Source organism: Streptomyces javensis, assembly GCF_039525925.1.
GTDB lineage: Bacteria > Actinomycetota > Actinomycetes > Streptomycetales > Streptomycetaceae > Streptomyces > Streptomyces asiaticus.
In genome coordinates, this window is sequence record NZ_BAAAIF010000033.1 from 88336 (window position 1) to 107102 (window position 18767).

Below are 18767 nucleotides of genomic sequence, written 5' to 3' on the forward strand. Positions count from 1 at the left end.
GTGCCCGCCCGCGGCACCGCCCAGGAGCGGACATCAGCCTCGATCGCTCGTAAACTGGTCATATGGGCAGCGGGAACGAGGGCCCGAATCAGGGCCCCGAGGACTTCGGGCCGGATCCACTCGGCGACTTCCTCGCACGCTTCCTCGGGACCGGGCCGGCCGGGCAGCGGCCCGATTCACGCCATGTCGACTTCGGCCGGCTGATGAGCGAGAACGCACGCCATCTCGTCTCGGCCGCCGCCTCGTACGCCGCCGAACACGGCAGCACCGACCTCGACACCGAGCATCTGCTGCGGGCCGCGCTCTCCGCCGAGCCCACCCGCACCATGGTCTCGCGCGCGGGAGCCGACCCCGACCGGATCGCCGCGGAGATCGACCGGGAGGCGGGGGGCGGACCGCCGCGCAACTCGGTCGCCGTCACCCCGGCGGTCAAACGGGCGTTGCTCGACGCCCATGAGATAGCCCGCTCGCGCGGCTCCTCGTACATCGGCCCCGAACACGTGCTGATCGCGCTCGCCGCCAACCGCGAGTCCACCGCCGGCCAGATCCTGGGCGCCGCCCGCTTCGAACCCCGGGCCCCCGGCCCGCCGACCGGCGGCCTCACCCCGAGCGCCCCCAAGGTCGATCAGAGGCCCGTCATGGACCAGCGGAAGACCCCGAACCTCGACCGGTTCGGGCGCGACCTGACCGAACTGGCCCGCGAGGGGCGGATCGACCCGGTGATCGGCCGCGACGAGGAGATCGAGCAGAGCATCGAGGTGCTCGCCCGGCGCGGCAAGAACAACCCCGTCCTCATCGGCGAGGCCGGAGTCGGCAAGACGGCCGTCGTGGAAGGGCTCGCCCAGCGGATCACCGACGCCGATGTGCCGGACATCCTGCTCGGCCGCCGGGTCGTCCAACTCGACATCGCGAGCGTCGTGGCCGGCACCCGCTTCCGCGGTGACTTCGAGCAGCGCGTGACCAGCATCGTCGACGAGATCCGCACCAACTCCGACGAATTGATCATCTTCATCGACGAGCTGCACACGGTGGTCGGCGCCGGCGGCGGTGGCTCCGAGGGCGGCCAGATGGACGCCAGCAACCTCCTCAAGCCCGCGCTGGCCCGTGGCGAACTGCACGTGATGGGCGCGACCACGCTCCGGGAGTACCGCCAGTACATCGAGAAGGACGCCGCGCTCGCCCGCCGCTTCCAGCCCATCATGGTCCCCGAGCCCACCTCCGCGGACGCCGTCGCCATCCTGCACGGCCTCCGCGACCGCTACGAGGCCCACCACCAGGTCCGCTACACCGACGAGGCGCTGCTCGCCGCCGTCGAGCTCTCCGACCGCTATCTGACCGACCGTTTCCTGCCCGACAAGGCCATCGACCTCATGGACCAGGCGGGGGCCCGGGTACGGCTGCGCTCCAGCGCCCGCGGCACCGATCTGCGCGCCCTGGAGCGGGAGGTCGAGCAGCTCACCCGGGACAAGGACCAGGCCGTGGCGTCCGAGAGCTATGAACGCGCCACCTCCCTGCGGGACCGGATCGCCGAGCTGAACAACCGGATCGCGCAGGCATCCGAAACCCAGTACCACGGCGGGCGCGTCGCCGAGGTCACCGTCGAGGACATCGCCGAGATCGTCTCCCGGCAGACCGGAATCCCCGTCTCCAGCCTCACCCAGGAGGAGCGCGAACGGCTGCTGAGCCTGGAGGAGCACCTCCACCGCCGGGTCGTCGGGCAGGAGGAGGCCGTGTCCGCCGTGGCCGACGCGGTCCTGCGCGCCCGCGCCGGACTCGCCGACCCCAACCGCCCCAGCGGCAGCTTCCTCTTCCTCGGCCCCACCGGCGTCGGCAAGACCGAACTCGCCCGCGCACTGGCCGAGGCGCTCTTCGGCAGCGAGGACCGCATGGTCCGCCTCGACATGAGCGAGTACCAGGAGAAGCACACCGTCAGCCGGCTGGTCGGCGCGCCACCCGGATACGTCGGGCACGAGGAGGCCGGACAGCTCACCGAGGCGGTGCGCCGCCAGCCCTACTCGCTGCTGCTCATGGACGAGGTGGAGAAGGCCCACCCCGATGTCTTCAACATCCTGCTCCAGGTGCTCGAGGACGGCAGGCTGACGGACGCCCAGGGCCGCACCATCGACTTCAAGAACACCGTCATCGTGATGACCAGCAACCTCGGCTCGGAGGCCATCACCGGACGCGGTGGCCCCCTGGGCTTCGGCGGCGGCGGTGGCGAGGAGGCCGACGACGCGGCGCGCCGGGAGCGGGTGCTGCGCCCGCTGCGGGAGCACTTCAGGCCGGAGTTCCTCAACCGCATCGACGAGATCATCATCTTCCGCCGGCTCGCCGACGACCAGCTGCGGCAGATCGCCGATGTGCTGCTGGAGGAGACCCGGCGCCGGCTGCACGCGCAGGACGTCGGCGTGGAGTTCACCCTGGCCGCCGTCGACTGGCTGGCCACCCACGGCCACCAGCCGGAGTACGGTGCCCGGCCGCTGCGCCGCACCATCCAGCGCGAGGTCGACAACCCGCTCTCCCGGATGCTGCTCGGCGGCGAGCTGCCCGCGCACAGCCGGGTGCGGGTCGATGTGCACGACGACCGGCTGGCCTTCCACACACAGGACGCCGCCGAGCCGATGGGTCAGCTCGGTCCGCCGGGTCACACGGAGCGGCCGGGCGGGACGGAGCAGCCGGGCGGGACGGAGCAGCCGGGTGGAACGGAGCGACCGGAGCGGTAGCGCCACCGGGGCGAGCCCGGTCAACGCCCCATGGACAGGCCGTCCTTCTTGCCGCCCCGGCTGAGCACCGCCTCCTGGATGGTGCTCAGGGCACTGGTGTAAGCCGGGTTCCCGGGGCTCTTCTCCAGGGCCCGGGGAAGGTTCACCAAGGTGATCGGGTCGTTGTCCACGGCGTGCGGGATGTACTCCGCCTTCTTCACCTGCCACGCCCTGCCCGGGGCGGAGGGCGGGGTGAAGGTGAAGCGCGCCGCCGAGCCCATCTGGCCGCGCTTGTCGGGCATGACCCCGGCGATCTGGTCGCCCATGCCGTAGACCACCCAGGTGCCGTTGACCTTCTCGTACGCCTGGGGGATATGGGCGTGGGTGCCGATGATCAGGTCGATGTCGCGGCGGCCGCCGTCCTTGGCGGCGGTGAGCTTCTTGGCGAGCGAGAGCTGGAGCTTGTCCGGCGCCTGCTGCCACTCGGTGCCCCAGTGCACGCTGACGACGACCACATCGGCCCCGGCGCGCCGCGCGGCCCGCGCGTCCTTGATGATCCGCGCCGGATTGATGAGGTTGACCAGCCACGGTTTGCCCTTGGGGACCGGGATGCCGTTGGTGCCGTAGGCGTAGGCGAGATGGGCCACCTTGGCGCCACCGGCCTCCATGATCGTGGGGCGGACGCTCTCGGCGGCGGAACGGGCCGATCCGGCGTGCTTGAGCCCGGCCTTGTCCATGGCGTCGAGGGTGCGGACCACCCCTTCGGGACCTGCGTCGAGGGTGTGGTTGGAGGCGGTGGAGCACGAGTCGTAGCCGATGTCCTTCACGGCCGAGGCGAGCTGCGGTGGGGTCTTGAAGGTCGGATAGCCGGTGAACGGCCCGTGGGCGGCCCCGTAGACGGTCTCCATATGGCAGATGGCCAGGTCGGCCCGGGCGACGATGGGTGCGGCCGCCCGGATCATGCGCCGGAAGTCATAGCTCTCACCGCCCGAGTCCGCCTTCGCCTGCCGGATGACCGAGGCGTGCACCAGTAGATCGCCGGTGGCCACGAGGGTGAAGTTCTTCATGGACCCGCTTCTGGCCGCCGCCGAGGTCTTCGACGGTTTCTCCTCGGCCTTCGGGGCGGCCGGTGTCCCGCTGCCGCACGCGGTGGCGGCGCCGAGCAGGGCGACGGCGAGAAGCGCCGTCCGATGGCGTGGGTGATGGGACACGGTGCACTCCGCACTGGTCCGGCCATGCCGGACCCTTTTGTTCTGATTGTCGGATTGTCGTATTTATTGCACGACATCAGAGGGGCTTGCGGAGTGGTGGGGAGCTTCACCGGTTCGGCCGATCGGTTGCACCCGATGGGCCCGGTCAACCCCTGTCCGGAGGTCGTCGATGGGACAATGCCCGCCCGTCGCGCGGCGCCGCCGCCGGGACGGTCCCCGGGTGGCCGTTCATCGCGTAACTCCCGTGTAAACAGGGGCCGTTAGCGGTGCGCGCGGGGTGCGGAGCTGACACCATGAAGGTGTCGCTCGCGGCATCCGCGGTGACCTCGGGGGAGGACGCGCCATGCAGATCGGCCGACCCAGCATCACCGCCCGCGGCGCGGCCGCGTTCCGCGCCGCTCACCAGGAGCTGGAGGGCGGCCGGGTGTTCTACGACCCGCTGGCGCTCCGTATCCTCGCCGCCGACGCGGACGACCCCGTCCTCGATGCGGCCTTCCACCCCGAGCGCGAGGGCGTACGGCTGTCCGTGGCGGCCCGTGCGCGGTTCGCCGAGGACGCCGTCGCGGCCGCGGTGGCACGCGGGGTACGGCAGGCGGTGGCGCTCGGGGCGGGGCTGGACACCTTCGGCTGCCGCAATCCGTACGAGGCGGAGGGCCTCCGGGTGTTCGAGGTGGACCATCCCGCCACCCAGGAGTGGAAGCGCGACCGTCTGTCCGCCGCGGAAATCCCCGTACCGCCGTCACTGACCTTCGCGCCGGTGGACTTCGAGCGGCAGGGCCTGGCCGACGGGCTGACCGCGGCGGGCTTCGACCCGGCCCGCCCGGCGTTCTTCCTCTGGCTCGGGGTGGTGCCGTATCTGACCCACACCGCCGTGCTGGACACGCTCGGCTTTGTCGCGGCCCTGCCGGACGGCTCGGGCGTGGTCTTCGACTACGGTGAGCCGCCGGACGCGCTGCCACCGGAGCAACGCGCCGTGCACGAGGCGCGCGCGGCGTGGGCCGCCGAGGCCGGTGAGCCCTTCCTCAGCTTCTTCACCCCCGAAGAGCTCGCGGACGAATTGCGCCGACTGGGCTTCTCCACGACGGAGGACATCCGCTACCGCGACCTCACGGCCCGGTACGAGAGCGGCCCCCGCGGTGCCGCGGACCACGCGGACCTCGGCGCCCATCTGATCCACGCCTGGACGGGGGCTCAGCGCGTGGACCCGGGACTGGGCCCGGACCGCCGGTGAGCGGCGGCCCGGGCCTCGTCAAGGCGTCTGTCAGCGAAGGGAGGTGCGGAGATCGCCGGCAACGGTCACCGGTACGGAGACCCGGCTGCCCCCCAGGTCCACCGTCACCCTCGCCCTGGTCGCGTCCTCGAAGTAGAGGAAGTCGGCGTCGGTACCGCCGAGGACCAGCCCCAGCCGATGGCCCGGCTTGAGCTCGTAGTCGCCCGGCAGGGTCTTCCAGGTGATCCGGTAGGACCGGCCGGGGGCCAGCGGCTCGGGGGTGGTGAGCGAGTGCCGGTTCTGGGCGTCCATCCAGCCCCGGGCGATCACCTCGGAGGATCTGCGCGCCGTCACATTGGCGGTCTGCTGGTAGCAGGCGTCGTCCTGGACGGTGCTCTCCCCGTGGCAGGACTCCTCGTCCAGCCCCCGCAGACCGTCGTGGATCCGGTTCTGGGGTTCGTTGCGGTTCCAGTCGATCCGTTCGTCCTCGCCGTAGTCCACGAGCAGCGCGGTGAGGTTCGATGTCGGCTTGTCGAGCGTGACCCGCAGATCGGCGGTGGGCGTGCCGGAGAGCCGTACCCCGGTGCGCAGTGGCGGGGTGACGAACGCCAGCCGGCCAGGGCGGTTCGCCGAGGGATCGGCGGTGAGATCCGCCTCGCTCAGCTTGGTGTCGGTGAAGGTCCCGGCGCCGCTCGCGGGACTCAGCGCCAGCGAGCCGTCGGGCCCGGGGTGCAGGGGGACCGAGGAGGTGGCCGCGGGCCAGTCGGCCTGGGTCGTCCAGGTGTCCGGGCCGGTCTGTAGATCGACGCGGGGCTCGTCCATGATTCCGTTCTGGATGCCGTACAGCCAGTGGTCGAACCACCGGTGCACGGTGTCGACCCACCGCGCGCGCCGACCGGGCCAGTCGAACGGATCGGTGTGGCCGTAGCGGCCCAGCCACAGTTTGCGTGGCACTCCGCGCTGGGCCAGCGCGTCCCACCAGTTCGCGAGCTGGTTGATCCGGATGTTGTAGTCGTTGATGTCATGCGCGGCGAGGACGCTCGCGCGCACCTTGCTCACCTCGGGTGCGGGCCGCGCGATGTAATTGCGCTCATCCCAGTGGGCGTTGTAGTTGCCGGTGGCGTCGTCCTCACCGGCCTGCAACCGCTCGCGCACCGCCTGGCACTTCTGGGGCGGGTCGGTGTCCAGCGCGGTGGTCAGATACGAGGCGAAACCGTTCCAGTGCTTGGCGCCGTTGGTGCGGGCGAACTCGTACCAAGAGCTGACTCCGGAGATCGGGACGACGGTCTCCAGCCCCTCCACCCCGGTGCCCGCCACTGCGTTGGCCAGCATGCCCTCGTACGAGTGGCCGATCATGCCCACCTTGCCGGTGGACCAGGAGGCTTTCACCTCGCTGCCGTCGGCCGCGTACGCCGTGGCGCGGCCGCCCAGCCAGTCGATCGTGGCCTTGGCGGCGGCCACGTCGGCGGCGCCACCGACCGTCAGACAGCCGTCGGATCCGCCGGTGCCGGTCACATCGACATCGACCACGGCGTAGCCGCGCGGCACGAAGTAATTGTCGTAGAAGAGAGGGAACTTGGCCGGGTTGCCCTGGGCGTCGTAGCTCTTCCGCTCCGACTCGAAGCCACGGCCCACGGTGTCGTTGTACGGGCTGGCCGACATGATGACCGGCACCTCGAGACCCCGCTGGGTCTCCTGGGGCCGGATGATGTCCACCGCGACCCGGTCCTTGTGGCCATCGCCGTCACTGTCGACGGGCGTTTGGACCATCAGATGCTCACGCACGGCGTCCGCGTAGGAGAACACCGGCTGGGTGCGGCCGTCCACCACCTTGGTGGCGGGGGCGGCGGATGTCCGGGCCGAGGCGGGCCCGGCGGGCAGTGCGGCAACGGCTGTGGACATCGTGAGCGCGGCGATCAGGACCCCGCGCCATCGTGAAGTACGCATACGGACCTCCTGGCCACGGCCCCCGGCCCGGGACCGCCGGGCCGGCGGTGGCCGGTCGGCGATCCCGGGGTTCCGGAGCCATGGAGGCTACTCGGCGATTTTCGTGCGCATGGTCCAGCGAAAGATCGCTGTGGTGATGTCAGCGGAATCGTTGACGAGTTCGAAGTGCTCGTATCCATCGCGGTGCTGGATTTTGAGCTTCTTGCTGGTGAGCGTCGACCGCCCGGTTCGGAATGCCCGGGGCAGATCGTCCGGTCCGCCTTCGAGGACGACCTCGATCGGCCTGCCCTCGGACAGATAACTGACGTGTTCGCTCAATATCTCCACCTCCTTATGCGGTCCTCCTCAAGCGGGAACATGCAGTTCCAGTCGGTCATCCGAGGTGAGGATGGCCTGCTGCATGTCCTGAAGGGCCCGGCACGGCTCGAGCCCGAGTTCTTCGTTGAGCGTCTTGCGCGCCGCTTGATACACATGCAAGGCGTCCGCCCGGCGGCCACAGCGGTAGAGCGCCAGCATCAACTGACGGTGCAGTGCCTCCCGCAAGGGATGCTCGGTGGTCAGCTGATACAGATCGCTCACCAGCTCGCGATGGCGGCCGAGCATGAGCCGGGAATCCGTCAGCATCTCGATGCATTCCAGCCGGGCTTCCTTCAGCCATGTCTGAAAGCCTTCGAGGATCGGCCCATGACATACGTCGTCCAGCAATGGATCGCGCCAGAGATCGAGCGCGCTTTCGAAAGTCGCCGTGGCCTGCTGGTAACGCCGCTCCCGCAGATGGTCCCGGCCCTCGCACACCAGCCGTTCGAAGCAGTGGAAGTCGAGACGGTCGTGGCCCAGCCGCAGGACATATCCCGGCGGGCGGGTGATAACGGGGCTTTCGTTCTGGCCGGGCCGGCGCAGGAACTTACGGATCTGGGAGACATACACATGGAGCCCGGCGATCGCCCGGCGCGGCGGATACTCCCCCCAGATCTCCGTGATGAGCTGGTCGATCGGGACCACTTGATCGGCGCGGACGAGGAGGACGGTCAACAGGACCTCGATCTTCCGCGCCCTGATAGTTAATTTCCTCTCCTCTTCCACTACACGGAGAGGTCCCATGATCTCATATCGCACGATGTGCCCCATCCGAGTCGCCGACGAGTGCGGTCATGGGACAGTCGGCGCCTTTGCCGGAATTGCCCGCGGGGTTGTCTGTATGTTCTTTCGATTTCGAGGGCGGTCTGCTTCCGGAGGCGAACGCGTGTGCGGGTCGGGCTCTGGCGATCCATGCGGATCGTCGACCCCTGCCGTCCGGGTGGCGCGCTGGAATTGTCACGTCCCCGGAGTCCGGTGACCCCGAAGGGGATGGGAAGTGGGCACTTGCCGAGCCGCTTGCGTGTGGAAAGTGGTCCGGCCGCTCCGCACTGGACGGGGACGGGCGGGGCCGCCGGATCCACTGACGCACGCCGTTCGCGACTGCCATTACTCACCCCTCTTTTATCGCGGGCCTGCCGAGGAATCAGAGGATGGACGAGATCGACGCCTTCGGCAGGTGCCCCACATCGTAAGCGAGTCCTATGACTACCCACCTCACCTAGAATCCGGATATACGCGCCCTCGAGGCGGCGTCCTCGACGGTGCGGAGCGGGTATTCGCAATACGGTCCGGAAGATCGGAGTCCGGATATCCCGCACTTGAGGTGTTGCAGTCCGCGAAAGAGAATACGCGGATCACATCGGCCGGGACAAGCGCAACTTGCGAGATCATGGGCCCCTTGGCGCCGCTTTGATGAGGAGCGGAAAATTCCGTCTGCGCCGGACCCATGAAGGATTCTCGAATAATCGTCAGGTTTGCCGTCCGCCGCCCGTCGATTCAGGGCTTGTGGGCCACCACGATGGCGCAGCCGGCACTGGGCACGGCGGGCAGCGCCGACTTGGCGGCGTCCAGCACCTCCTGCACGCTGACCCCGTGGCGCGCCTCGAACTCGCGGCGACAGCGCAGGATGCCGTCGATCATGCGGTTGGCGGTGTCCTTGGTGTTCTCGGTGACATCGGTCAGCTCATCGAGCACCAGCCCGGCGTCACCGACCAGCCCGGGCCAGTCCTCCAGCCGGGTCAGCGAGGTGACCACGGCGGGGTCGTCGTCCGGCTGATAACTGCCGTCGCTCGGCGGGGTGACATCCGTGAGCACCACCCGGCCACCGGGCCGCAGTACACGGGCCATCTCCCGGAGCGCCGTCGGACGGTCCATGTGATTGATCGATTCGAATGCGAGTACGGCGTCGAAAGCCGCGTCGTCGAAAGGCATCGCCATGGCGTCGGCGTATTGGAATGCCACCCGGTCGGACAGCTCGGCCAGCCGGGCGGATTCGGCCGCCTGTTTGACCTGGAGCTCGCTGATCGTGACGCCCAGGACATTGGCACCGGTGGCGGACGCCAGCCGCATCGCCGGTTTCCCGATACCGCAGCCGACATCCAGTACCCGGTCTCCCGGCCCCACCCGCAGCCGTTCGATCAGCAGATCCGTGAAGCGATCGGTGGCCTCTTGCACCGAACGGGTATCGGACGGGCCGTCCCAGTAGCCGAAGTGGAAGTTGTCGTCCCACGCCATCTGTAGAAGCGGGCCCAGCGAGCTGTAGTAGTCCGACACCGTGCCGCCTGGCGGCACGGCCGAGGGAGAGGTCATGGCACTCCTCCTGTGCGCTCGAAAGATCGGGTCGGCCCAGGGCACATCAAGGCTCACCCGCTCAAGCGATCGTCCGGGGTTCCGGTAACGCGTCTCTAAAGTCACCGGCCGTGGCCCATTTGGTCTTGCTTTAGAACCGCGCCCCACGATGGGCCACATGCTCGCACCGATCATCAATCCGGAGCGGGAGTGCCGCACATGACCACGAACACACAGCCGTTCGCCGAGCGCCGTATGGGGTGCGATGGATAGCGCCGAGCCCACCCGCACACCTCAGCACGCGGAGCCCATCGCCGTGGTGGGAATGGCCTGCCGCCTGCCCCACGCACCCAGCCCGTCGGCCTTCTGGCGGCTGCTGCGGCAGGGTGGGAACGCCATCACCACCATGCCGGACGACCGCCGCCCGACCGGCGCCTCCGCCACTGATGGCCGATCGGCCCCCGCCTGGTACGGCGGCTTCCTGGACCGCGTCGACACGTTCGACGCCTCCTTCTTCGGCATCTCGCCCCGCGAGGCCACGGCCATGGACCCGCAGCAGCGGCTGATGCTCGAACTCGCCTGGGAGGCGTTCGAGGACGCGGGAATCCGCCCCGGCACGCTGAAGGACACCCCGACCGGTGTGTTCGTCGGCGCCATCTGGGACGAGTACGCCGCCCTGCTGCGCCGGGGCACCGCGGCCACCCGGCACGCCATGACCGGTGTCCACCGCAGCATCATCGCCAACCGGGTCTCCCACGGCTACGGTCTGCGCGGCCCCAGCCTCACCGTCGACACCGCACAGTCCTCCTCGCTGGTGGCCGTGCACACCGCCTGCGAGAGCCTGCGCCGCCAGGAGTGCACCCTGGCCCTGGCCGGCGGCGTCAACCTCATCCTCACCGAGGACAGCATGGCGGCCGCCGCCGCCCAGTTCGGCGGGCTCTCCCCGGACGGGCGCTGCCACACCTTCGACGCCCGCGCCAACGGATTCGTCCGTGGCGAGGGCGGCGCGGCGGTCCTCCTCAAGCCACTCGCCGCGGCCGAACGCGACGGCGACCCGGTGTACTGCGTCATCCACGCGAGCGCCGTCAACAACGACGGCGCCACCGACGGGCTGACGTCCCCCAGCCCGGCGGCCCAGGAGGACGTGGTGCGCACCGCCCACCTGCGGGCCGGAGTCTCACCCGACGCGGTTCAGTACGTCGAGCTGCACGGCACCGGGACCCCCGTCGGCGACCCCGTCGAGGCGGCGGCCCTCGGCGCCGCGCTCGGCACCGTACGGACCGACGGCACACCGCTGCTCGTCGGCTCCGCCAAGACCAACGTGGGCCACCTCGAGGGCGCCGCGGGCATCGTAGGACTGCTCAAGACCGCTCTCGGCATCACCCACCGGCTGCTCCCGGCCAGCCTCCACTTCGCCACCCCGAACCCGCGGATCCCGCTGGCCGAACTCGGACTGCGGGTCCAGGACCGGCTCGGCGAGTGGCCCCGCCCGGACCGGCCGCTGCTCGCCGGGGTCAGCTCCTTCGGCATGGGCGGCACCAACTGCCACCTCGTCCTCGGCGAAGCGCCCGCGCCCGTATCCGCGCCCGCCCCCGCCGACACCCCCGCGCCCCCGGTCGTGGCCTGGCCGGTCTCCGCGAAGACCCCCGCGGCGCTGCGCGCCCAGGCCGGGCGGCTACGGGACCATCTCGCGGACCACGACGGCCTCTCCCCGGCCGCCATCGGACACTCCCTGGCCACCACCCGGACCGCCTTCGCCCACCGCGCCGTGATCCTCGGCGAGGGCGCCGACGAGCTGCTGAGCGGACTGGACGCGCTGGCCAACGGCGCGGAGACCCCAGGAGTGATGCGGGGCAGGGCCACGGACGGCGGCCTCGCCGTGCTCTTCAGCGGCCAGGGCAGCCAGCGCGCGGCCATGGGCCGTGAACTGTACGCCGCCCATCCGGACTTCGCCGCTGCGCTGGACCAGGTGTGCGACTGTCTGGACGGGCAGTTGGCGGAGCCGCTGCGCGACGTGCTGTCCGCCCAGCCCCCGTCCCCCCGAGCGGCGTTGCTCGATCGCACCTCGTACACCCAGCCCGCGCTGTTCGCCATCGAGGTGGCCCTCTACCGGCTGGCCGAGTCCTGGGGGCTCACCCCCGGCCATCTGATGGGCCACTCGGTCGGCGAGATCGCCGCGGCCCATGTGGCCGGTGTGCTCACCCTGCCCGACGCCTGCGCCCTGGTGGCCGCCCGCGGCCGGCTGATGCAGGCCATCACGGCGAAGGGCGCCATGGCCGCGCTCCAGGCCGACCCGGACGAGGCCGCGGGACTGCTGGCCGGGTGGGAGGACCGGCTGGACCTCGCCGCGGTCAACGGGCCCTCGTCCGTGGTGATTTCGGGCGACCACGAGGCCGTCCACGCGACCGCCGCCGCGTGGCGCGAGCGCGGCCGCAAGGCCCGGCTGCTGAAGGTCAGCCACGCCTTCCACTCTCCGCACATGGACACCATGCTCGACGAGCTGCGTGCCGTGGCCTCCGGACTGACCTTCTCCGCACCGGCCATTCCCCTCGTCTCCAATGTGACGGGACGGCTCGCCATCGCCTCGGAGCTCGCCGCACCGGACTACTGGGCCCGGCACGCCCGCCACGCGGTGCGCTTCATGGACGGTGTGCACACCCTCCTGGACGCCGGTGTCACCACCTTCCTCGAACTCGGACCGGACGCCCCGCTCACCGCCATGACCCGCGAGTGCCTCGCCGCCCGGCCCGGACCGGGCCCCGGGCGGCCCCGCCCGGCCGCCGTGGCGGCACTGCGCCGCGACCGGCCCGAGGTACCCACCTTCGCCGCCGCCATGGCCCAGGCGCATGTCCGCGGCGCCGAGGTGGCCTGGGACCGGGTCTGCGGCGGCCACCCCCGGCGGCGGGTCCCGCTGCCGACGTACGCCTTCCAGCGGGACCGCTACTGGCCCGCCACCACACCCGAATCCACCGCGCGGGACACTCACACCCGCGGGACGGACGACTCCCCGGACCAGGCGGCGCCCGCAGAAGAGACGGCCGAGCCCGGCCACGCGGGGCCGGACCGGGACCCGCTGGAGGTCGTACGGACCCAAGTGGCCCTCGTCCTCGGACACTCCGAGCCGGACGCCGTCGATCCCGGCCTCACCTTCAAGGAGCTGGGCTTCGACTCACTCGCGGCGACCGAGCTCAGCGAGCGGCTCGGCGCCGCCACCGGGCTGCCCCTGACCGCCACGCTCACCTTCGACCACCCCACGCCGCTGGCCGTCGCCGACCATCTGCGCGCCCACACCGCCCCCGCCGCCACCCCGCCCGCGCCGACGACTCCCGCAGCGCACGAAGCCGACGAACCGATCGCGGTGGTGGCCATGGGCTGCCGCTTCCCCGGCGGGGTCGACTCGCCCGAGGCGCTGTGGCGGCTGGTGGCCGAGGGCGTCGACGCGATCGGGGAGTTCCCCCGGGACCGCGGCTGGGACCTGGCCGGACTCTTCGACCCCGACCAGGACCGCCCCGGCACCAGCTACGCCCACGAGGGCGGCTTCCTCTACGACGCACCGGAATTCGACGCGGAGTTCTTCGGGATCAGCCCCCGGGAGGCGCTCGCCACCGACCCACAGCAGCGGCTGCTGCTGGAAACCGCGTGGCAGACCTTCGAACGGGCGGGCATCCGCTCAACCGCCCTCCGGTCCAGCCCCACCGGGGTGTTCGTCGGAGTGATGCCCCAGGACTACGGCCCCCGGCTGCACGAGGCGCCCCAGGGGCTCGACGGCCATCTGCTGACCGGCGCCACCCCGAGCGTGGTGTCCGGCCGGGTGGCGTTCACCTTCGGCCTGGAGGGGCCCGCGGTCTCGGTGGACACGGCGTGCTCGTCGTCGCTCGTGGCCATCCATCTCGCGGTACGGGCGCTGCGGCAGGACGAGTGCGCGCTCGCCCTGGCCGGAGGGGTCACGGTGATGGCCGCACCCGGCATGTTCACCGGCTTCTCCCGCCAGCGCGGCCTGGCCCCCGACGGGCGGTGCAAGCCGTTCGCGGCCGCCGCCGACGGCACCGGATGGGGCGAGGGGGTCGGCCTGCTGCTCCTGGAGCGGCTGTCCGACGCCCGGCGGAACGACCATCGGGTGCTCGCGGTGATCCGGGGCTCGGCCGTCAACCAGGACGGCGCCTCCAACGGCCTGACCGCGCCCAACGGCCCCTCCCAGCAGCGGGTGATCCGCCAGGCCCTCGCCGACGCCCGGCTGTCCCCGTCCGAGGTGGACGCCATCGAGGCCCATGGCACCGGCACCACGCTGGGCGACCCGATCGAGGCGCAGGCGCTGCTGGCCACGTACGGGCGGGAACGGCCGGAAGAGCGGCCCCTGTGGCTGGGCTCGCTGAAGTCCAACATCGGCCACCCCCAGGCAGCGGCCGGTGTGGCGGGCGTCATCAAGATGGTGATGGCCATGCGGCACGGAGTGCTGCCCGCCACCTTGCACATCGACGCGCCCAGCCCCCACGTCAACTGGGACAGCGGCGCGGTGCGGCTGCTGACCGAGCCGGTGGAGTGGCCGCGCGACGAACGCCCCCGCCGCGCGGGCGTGTCCTCCTTCGGCATCAGCGGCACCAACGCGCATCTGATCGTGGAACAGGCCCCCGAACCGGAGCCGGCCCCCAGCGGCACGCGTACGGACGAGGACGACCGCCCGGTGCCCTGGGTGTTGTCCGCCCGCAGCGCCGAGGCCCTGCGGGGACAGGCCCGGGAGCTGGCCGCCCACACGGCCGCGGACAACACGCTGTCACCCCGGGACGTGGGCTGGTCGCTGATCACCACCCGGACGGCGTTCGACCACCGTGCGGTGGTGGTCGGCGCGGACGGTGCCGAACTCCGCACCGCCCTCGAGGCGTTGGCGGCCGACGAGACGCATCCGGGCGTCGCGGGCCCCGGCGTCACCCGCTCCGGCGCGTCAGTTGACGCGGGCCCGGTGCTGGTGTTCCCCGGGCAGGGCTCGCAGTGGATCGGGATGGGCGCCGGACTGCTCGACGCCTCACCGGTGTTCGCCGCCCGGGTGGCGGAGTGCGAACGAGCGCTCGCGCCCCACGTCGACTGGTCGCTCACCGATGTCCTGCGAGGTGCCGAAGGCGCCGCCGAGCTGAGCCGGGTGGATGTGGTGCAGCCGGTGCTCTGGGCGGCGATGGTGTCCGTGGCCGCCGTATGGGCCGAGTACGGTGTGCGCCCCGCCGCCGTGGTGGGCCACAGCCAGGGCGAGATCGCGGCGGCCGTGGTGGCGGGAGCGCTGTCCCTGGAGGACGCTGCGAAGATCGTGGCGCTGCGCAGCCGGGCCCTGCGGCGACTCGCCGGGGGCGGGGCCATGGCCTCGCTGGCACTGGGCCACGAGCGGGCCGAGGAGCTGCTGACCGCGCTGGGCGACCGGGTCGCCGCGGTCGTGGTGGCGGTCGTGAACGGGCCCGAGTCCACCGTCGTCTCCGGGCCGCCGGAGCAGGTGGCCACCGTGGTGGCCGCGTGTCAGGACGCGGGCGAGCGGGCGCGGATGATCGAGGTGGACTACGCCTCGCACAGCCCCCAGGTCGATGAGATCACCGATGAACTCACCGATCTCTTCGGGGGAGTTGAGCCGGTCGAGACCCCCGGAACCTCCGGGGTGGTGTTCTACTCCACCGTGACCGGCGGCCGGACCGGTGTATCCGTCCTGGACACGGACTACTGGGTGCGGAATCTGCGGGAGCGGGTGCGGTTCGCCGATGCCGTCGAGGCACTGCTGGCGGCTGGACATCGGGTGTTCATCGAGGCCAGCACCCATCCCGTCCTCACCATGGCGATGCGGGAGAGCTTTGAGCACGCCGAGATCGGCGCCGCCGCGGTGCCCACCCTGCGGCGCGACCACGGGGACCTGGCCCAGCTGACGAAGTCGGTCGCGCAGGCGTTCATCGCCGGGGCCGAAGTGGACTGGTCGGCCGCCTTCCCGGCCGACCCCACACCCCGTACGGTCGAACTGCCCACGTACGCCTTCCAGCGCCGGCGCTACTGGCTGGACGCCCCCGGCGGGCCCGGCGGGGACCCCGCCGCCCTCGGCCTGGTCGCCGCGGACCACCCGCTGCTGCGCGCCGCGGTGCGGCTCGCCGACGGCAGTGGCCAGGTGCTGACCGGACGGCTCTCCCCGCAGACGCACGGCTGGCTCGCCGCCCATGTGGTGGCGGACGTGGCCCTGGTGCCCGGAGCCGCACTGGTGGAGTGGGCGCTCCGGGCGGCCGACGAGGCCGGCCGCGGTGTGGTGGAGGAGCTCGCGCTGCGGCTGCCGCTGGTGATGCCCGCGACGGGCGGCCGGTGTGTCCAGGTGGTGGTGGGCCCGTCCGCCGACGACGGACGGGCCGACATCGCGATCTACTCCCTCCCCGACGACGGCCTGCGCACGGTTGGCGGCACCGACTGGACGTGCCATGCCGTGGGCGTCCTCGGCCCCGCCGTACCGGAAAGCCCGTCGGGGGAGCTGTCCGGGACCTGGCCCCCACCGGGAGCGCGGCCGGTGGACACCGACGGGTTCTACGAACGGATCGCCACATCCGGATACGCCTACGGCGCCGCGTTCCAGGGGCTGCGCGCGGTGTGGCGGGACGGCGCGGATCTGCTCGCCGATGTGGAGCTGCCCGAGGCCGCGGGAGAGCCCGCCGGCTTCGGAATTCACCCCGCCCTGCTGGACGCGGTGCTGCACCCGACGCTGCTGATGGACGGGGTGGAACGGATGGACGGGACTCGGGGGGAGGAGGGCGACGGCCGGATGTGGCTGCCGTTCACCATCAGCGGTGTGTCCCTGTGGGCGGCCGAGGCCACCGCCGTACGCGTCCGACTCATCCCCCGTCCGCGGGCCCCCGAGCCCGACGGCGAGCCCGGGCGCGAGCGTGAACTGCGGGTCGTCGTCGCGGATGCCGTGGGCGCCCCGGTGCTGACGATCGACGCGCTGGTGCTGCGCCCCGCCGACGCCGACCAGCTGCGCTCCCTGAACACCGGCCGGGGGGCGACCGAAAGTGCCGGTGGCGGAAGCGTACGGCGGCGCGCCGCCGCTGCCGCCCCCGGAGCGTCGTCCGTCGACTGGGCCGCCCGGCTGGCCCGGCTGTCGGCCGTGGAGCGCTATCGCACCCTCCTCGGCCTGGTGCGCGACCACGCCGCCACCGTGCTGGGGCACACCGATGCCGAGGCGGTGCACCCCGACGCCAGCTTCAAGGAGCTGGGCTTCGAGTCCCTGACCGCCGTCGAACTGCGCGATCGCCTCGCGGCCGCTACTGGTCTGCGGCTGCCCGCGGCCCTGATCTTCAGATATCCGACCCCGGAAGGCATCGCCCACCACCTTGTGCGACGGCTGACCTCCGACGGCACCGACGCCACCCCCACCGCGATCGTCCCTCCGAGCACGAGCACGCAGTTGCCACGGCAGCCGACGGATGAGATGAGCGCGGCCCAGAGGCTGGAGTCCGCCTCCGCGGATCAGGTCCTTGAGTTTATTGACAACGAGCTTGGTGTGTCCTGAATGTGCCGGGCGCGACGATCGCTGAAGGCCGGGTGACCCTCATGGCGAACGAAGAGAAGCTGGTCGAGTACCTCAAGCGCGTTTCCGCCGATCTGCACGACACGCGTCTGCGGTTGCGCGAGGTGGAGGAGCGTCACCACGAGCCGGTGGCCGTGGTCGGCATGGCCTGCCGCTTCCCCGGCGGGGTCACCTCCCCGGAGGAGCTGTGGGAACTGCTCGTCTCGGGCGTCGACGCGATCGGGGACTTCCCGACGGACCGCGGCTGGGACCTGGAGAACCTCTACCACCCCGATCCGGAGCACTACGGCACCAGCTGTGTCCGCCAGGGCGGATTCGTCGAGGCGGACCGCTTCGACGCGGCGTTCTTCGGCATCAGCCCCAGGGAAGCGCTCGCCATGGACCCGCAGCAGCGGCTGGTGCTGGAGATGGCCTGGGAGTCCCTGGAGCGTGCCGGTATCGATCCGGTGTCGCTGAAGGGGACCCGCACGGGCGTCTACGCCGGTGTGTCCAGCCAGGACTATCTTTCCCGCGCCCCGCGCATCCCCGAGGGATTCGAGGGTTACGCCACCACGGGCGGACTCACCAGTGTGATCTCGGGCCGGGTGGCCTACACCTTCGGTCTGGAGGGGCCGGCGGTGACCGTGGACACCGCCTGCTCGGCCTCGCTCGTGGCCATGCATCTGGCGGTGCAGGCACTGCGGCAGGGCGAGTGCACCCTGGCCCTGGCGGGCGGTGTCACCTCGCTCGCCACCCCCATCATGTTCACCGAGTTCTCCCGGCAGCGCGCCCTGGCCCCGGACGGCCGGTGCAAGTCCTTCGCCGCCGACGCGGACGGCACCGGCTTCTCCGAAGGCGTAGGGCTGGTGGTGCTGGAGCGACTGTCGGAGGCCCGCCGCAACGGCCGTCGGGTGCTGGCCGTGATCCGGGGCTCGGCCATCAACCAGGACGGCGCCAGCAACGGCCTCACCGCGCCCAACGACGTGGCCCAGGAACGCGTCATCGGCCAAGCGCTGGCCAACGCCCAGTTGGGCCCGGGCGATGTGGACGCCCTCGAGGCACACGGCACCGGCACCAAACTCGGCGACCCGATCGAGGCCGAGGCCCTGATCGCCACGTACGGCCAGAACCGCCCCGCCGACCGGCCACTGCTGTTGGGCTCGCTGAAGTCCAACATCGGCCATACGCACGCGGCGGCCGGTGTGGCGGGCGTGATCAAGATGGTGATGGCCCTCCGGCACCCCACGCTGCCCGCGAACCTGCATCTAAACGAGCCCACCCCACATGTGGAGTGGGAGGGCAGCGGACTGCGGCTGCTGAACGAGCCGGTGGAGTGGCCTCGCCTGGAGCGGCCCCGCCGTGCGGCGGTGTCGTCGTTCGGCATCTCCGGTACGAACGCCCATCTGATCCTGGAGCAGGCTCCTGAGGAGGATGCGCCGACGGTGTCCTCGGACATGGGCACGGTGCCGTGGGTGGTGTCGGGGCGGAGTGTGGAGGCGTTGCGGGGGCAGGCTGGGGCGTTGGCTGAATGGGTGGGT

Annotated in this window: 9 protein-coding genes; 4 read left to right on the forward strand and 5 right to left on the reverse strand. The window is 71.4% G+C overall.

Features of this window, described 5'->3' with window-relative positions; all coding sequences use genetic code 11:
* Nucleotides 1-62: 62 nt before the first annotated feature.
* Nucleotides 63-2723, forward strand: a complete 2661-nt coding sequence (locus ABD329_RS26820; RefSeq protein ID WP_198277474.1) for an ATP-dependent Clp protease ATP-binding subunit — start codon at nt 63-65, stop codon at nt 2721-2723.
* A 20-nt stretch (nt 2724-2743) separates the two neighbouring features.
* Here the strand turns inward: ABD329_RS26820 and ABD329_RS26825 are convergent, their stop codons facing one another.
* Nucleotides 2744-3913, reverse strand: coding sequence for a CapA family protein (locus ABD329_RS26825; protein WP_198277473.1), 1170 nt, complete (start codon nt 3911-3913; stop codon nt 2744-2746).
* A 343-nt stretch (nt 3914-4256) separates the two neighbouring features.
* Here ABD329_RS26825 and ABD329_RS26830 point away from each other — a divergent pair, with 343 nt between their 5' ends.
* Entirely contained in the window at nt 4257-5144 is an 888-nt protein-coding gene (locus ABD329_RS26830; RefSeq protein ID WP_198277472.1) for a class I SAM-dependent methyltransferase, read from the forward strand.
* 30 nt (nt 5145-5174) lie between these two features.
* Here the strand turns inward: ABD329_RS26830 and ABD329_RS26835 are convergent, their stop codons facing one another.
* From ABD329_RS26835 to ABD329_RS26850, 4 genes are all read right to left on the reverse strand, one after another.
* Nucleotides 5175-7070, reverse strand: a complete 1896-nt coding sequence (locus ABD329_RS26835) for a Xaa-Pro dipeptidyl-peptidase (protein WP_198277471.1) — start codon at nt 7068-7070, stop codon at nt 5175-5177.
* Nucleotides 7071-7157: 87 nt separating this feature from the next.
* Entirely contained in the window at nt 7158-7388 is a 231-nt protein-coding gene (locus ABD329_RS26840) for a DUF5988 family protein (RefSeq protein ID WP_198277481.1), read from the reverse strand.
* Nucleotides 7389-7415: 27 nt separating this feature from the next.
* Nucleotides 7416-8186 carry an AfsR/SARP family transcriptional regulator gene (locus tag ABD329_RS26845; RefSeq protein ID WP_198277470.1) on the reverse strand — a complete coding sequence of 257 codons (771 nt, stop codon included), beginning with the start codon at nt 8184-8186 and terminating at the stop codon, nt 7416-7418.
* 738 nt (nt 8187-8924) lie between these two features.
* Nucleotides 8925-9737: an SAM-dependent methyltransferase gene (locus tag ABD329_RS26850; RefSeq protein WP_198277469.1), complete on the reverse strand. Its 813-nt coding sequence runs from the start codon at nt 9735-9737 to the stop codon at nt 8925-8927.
* A 244-nt stretch (nt 9738-9981) separates the two neighbouring features.
* Between ABD329_RS26850 and ABD329_RS26855 the strand changes: the two genes are divergently transcribed.
* Nucleotides 9982-17232, forward strand: a complete 7251-nt coding sequence (locus tag ABD329_RS26855; protein ID WP_344317012.1) for a type I polyketide synthase — start codon at nt 9982-9984, stop codon at nt 17230-17232.
* 41 nt (nt 17233-17273) lie between these two features.
* Nucleotides 17274-18767: type I polyketide synthase (locus ABD329_RS26860; protein WP_344317013.1), on the forward strand; the 1494-nt coding region annotated here is incomplete at its 3' end.

Coding starts and splice junctions, on each gene's coding strand:
- ABD329_RS26820 (WP_198277474.1), top strand. CDS start 63: ATGGGCAGCGGGAACGAGGGCCCGAATCAGGGCCCCGAGGACTTCGGG.
- ABD329_RS26830 (WP_198277472.1), top strand. CDS start 4,257: ATGCAGATCGGCCGACCCAGCATCACCGCCCGCGGCGCGGCCGCGTTC.
- ABD329_RS26835 (WP_198277471.1), bottom strand. CDS start 7,070: ATGCGTACTTCACGATGGCGCGGGGTCCTGATCGCCGCGCTCACGATG.
- ABD329_RS26850 (WP_198277469.1), bottom strand. CDS start 9,737: ATGACCTCTCCCTCGGCCGTGCCGCCAGGCGGCACGGTGTCGGACTAC.
- ABD329_RS26855 (WP_344317012.1), top strand. CDS start 9,982: ATGGATAGCGCCGAGCCCACCCGCACACCTCAGCACGCGGAGCCCATC.